The 2144-nt window shown below is 63.3% G+C and carries 3 protein-coding genes; 1 reads left to right on the top strand and 2 read right to left on the bottom strand.

All coding sequences use genetic code 11. The features are described from left to right. The coding region (locus A3764_RS16425) for a DUF3179 domain-containing protein (RefSeq protein WP_067951785.1) at positions 1 to 847 on the top strand (847 nt) is incomplete at its 5' end. Between the two features lie 96 nt (positions 848 to 943). On the opposite strand, the gene A3764_RS16420 is transcribed toward A3764_RS16425, so the two are convergent. Next, positions 944 to 1465, bottom strand: coding sequence for a bactofilin family protein (locus A3764_RS16420; RefSeq protein ID WP_067921659.1), 522 nt, complete (start codon positions 1463 to 1465; stop codon positions 944 to 946). Next, the coding region (locus A3764_RS16415; RefSeq protein WP_150122243.1) for a DUF5930 domain-containing protein at positions 1455 to 2144 on the bottom strand (690 nt) is incomplete at its 5' end. The genes A3764_RS16415 and A3764_RS16420, both read right to left, overlap by 11 nt.

The raw sequence follows: 2144 nt of genomic DNA, 5'->3' as shown, positions 1-2144 counted from the left end.
CTGGACCGAGATCATATCGGGCGGTCCTGGCAAGGACGGGATACCGGCGCTCGATGATCCGCAGTTCATCGAAGCCTCCGCCGAGACGCGGATCGGCCCACGTGAGCCTGTCATCACCGTCGCGATGGACGGCGCGCGCGCCCGCGCGTACCCGATCCGCTATCTGACATGGCATGAAATCGTCAACGATACGGTGGCGGGTATTCCCGTCGCCGTCACCTTTTGCCCGCTGTGCAACTCCGGCCTGACCTTCGACCGGCGGGTCAATGGCGAGGTGCTGCGCTTCGGCGTCACCGGCAAGCTGCGCTATTCCGACATGGTGATGTATGACGAGCAGACCCAGAGCTGGTGGCAGCAGGCGGTAGGCCAAGCCATTGTGGGCGAACTGACCGGCACGGTGCTGCAATCCGTCCCTACGTGGATGGAAAGCTGGGAGGAATTCCGCAGCCGTGAATCCGACGGGTTGGTGATGGCGGAACCGGCCTACAACCGCTCCTACGGGCGCAATCCCTATGCGGGCTACGACAGTCTCAACCGGCCCTTCCTTTACAGTGGCGAAGCACCGCCCCACGGGATCGAACCGCTTTCCCGCGTCGTGCGGGTGGGGGACCGGGCCTGGCCGCTGGACCGTCTGTCGAAGGAGCAGCAGATCTCTGAAGCCGGTGTGCAGATCAGCTGGCAGGCGGGACAGGCCTCCGCCCTGGATTCGGCCGAGATCGACAAAGGCAAGGACGTGGGCAGCATCCGCGTACGCGACGCGCAGGGCCGCGATCTTCCCCATGACGTGATGTTCGCCTTTGCCTTCGATGCCTTCTGGCCCGAAGGCGAATGGATGCTCGGCCGCTGAGGGCGCGCGCCCCGTTTGCGCGGGGAGAGTTGGTTCAGAACGAGAAAGGCCCGGAACGTCGGTTCCGGGCCTTCTGCGTCAGCGTGGCTGAATATCTCAGGATGCCGGGTTCGGCTTTTGCGCGGGGGCCGATTTGGCACCGGGGTTCAGCGGGTCGTCCTGCCGCTGCACGGAGCCTTCGAAATGCGCACCGCTTTCGATCGCGATGGTCTTGTGAATGATGTCGCCTTCGACCCGGGCGGAGGAGGTCAGGCGAACCTTCAACCCACGCACGCGGCCCACGATACGCCCGTTGATGACCACGTCATCGGCAATCACCTCACCCTTTATGGTGGCGGATTCACCGATGGTCAGCAGATGCGCGCGGATGTCGCCTTCGACGGTGCCTTCGATCTGGATGTCGCCCGTCGTCTTCATGTTGCCGGTGATATGCAGGTCGGAGGACAGGACGGACGCGGGCGGCTTGGCCTTGGGCGCGCTGGATTTGTAATCGCTGGACGAGCCGGTGGAAGAAGCGGCGCTGCCCGAGGAAGACGCAGGCGCGGAGGACGGAGGCGTCGATGTCTTGGTGTTTTCGGTGTTCTTCGCGGGTTCGTTGATTTTGCTTTTAGAAAACATCGTTTGCAGCCTTGATATAGATCATTGGGTTTACAGCCTTGCCACCTACACGGACTTCATAGTGCAAATGGACGCCAGTGACCCGTCCGGACGCTCCCATATCACCGATATGCTGCCCGCGCGAGACCCTTTGGCCGACTTTTACACGTAGCTTGGACATGTGAGCATAGCGTGTTTCGATACCGAATTCATGCTGAATCTTGACCAGCCGGCCATAGCCCGACTGCCAGCCTGAATGGGTGACGACGCCATCGGCGGTTGCATAAAGCGGGGTGCCCATGCCTGCGGCGAAATCCACGCCGGAGTGCATCCGCCGCCCGCCGGTCTTGGGGTCGCGCCGGTAGCCGAACTGGCTGGTGAACCGAAAGGCGCTTTTCACGGGGTTGGCGAAGGGCGCCTTGGCGGCGGCGATTCGGTAGAGGTTCAGCCGGTCCATCTGGTCGAGCAGCCGGTTCGCACGCAGTGTATCCGGCGTGGGTTCCTCCCCCCGGGTGGAGAAGGACAGCGGTGTCATCGGGCCGCCCTGACCGGAATAGCCGCGTTTGACCGTGGCGATGATGCGGTCCGTGGGCATGCCGGCGCTGCGGAACATCTTGTCCAGCGGGGCGACCGAGACGGTCATCGCCTCTTCGAGCTGGCGGAAGATCGTGTCGTTCCGCTCGCGCATCACGGCGATCTG

It is taken from the genome of Sulfitobacter sp. HI0129, assembly GCF_001635395.1.
Lineage (GTDB): Bacteria > Pseudomonadota > Alphaproteobacteria > Rhodobacterales > Rhodobacteraceae > Sulfitobacter.
The sequence above is the reverse complement of the archived record's forward strand: the minus strand, read 5'-3'. Positions and strand labels throughout refer to the sequence as shown.

Excerpts from the sequence above, each read along its gene's own strand:
- A3764_RS16420 (WP_067921659.1), bottom strand. The coding sequence starts at position 1,465 with ATGTTTTCTAAAAGCAAAATCAACGAACCCGCGAAGAACACCGAAAAC.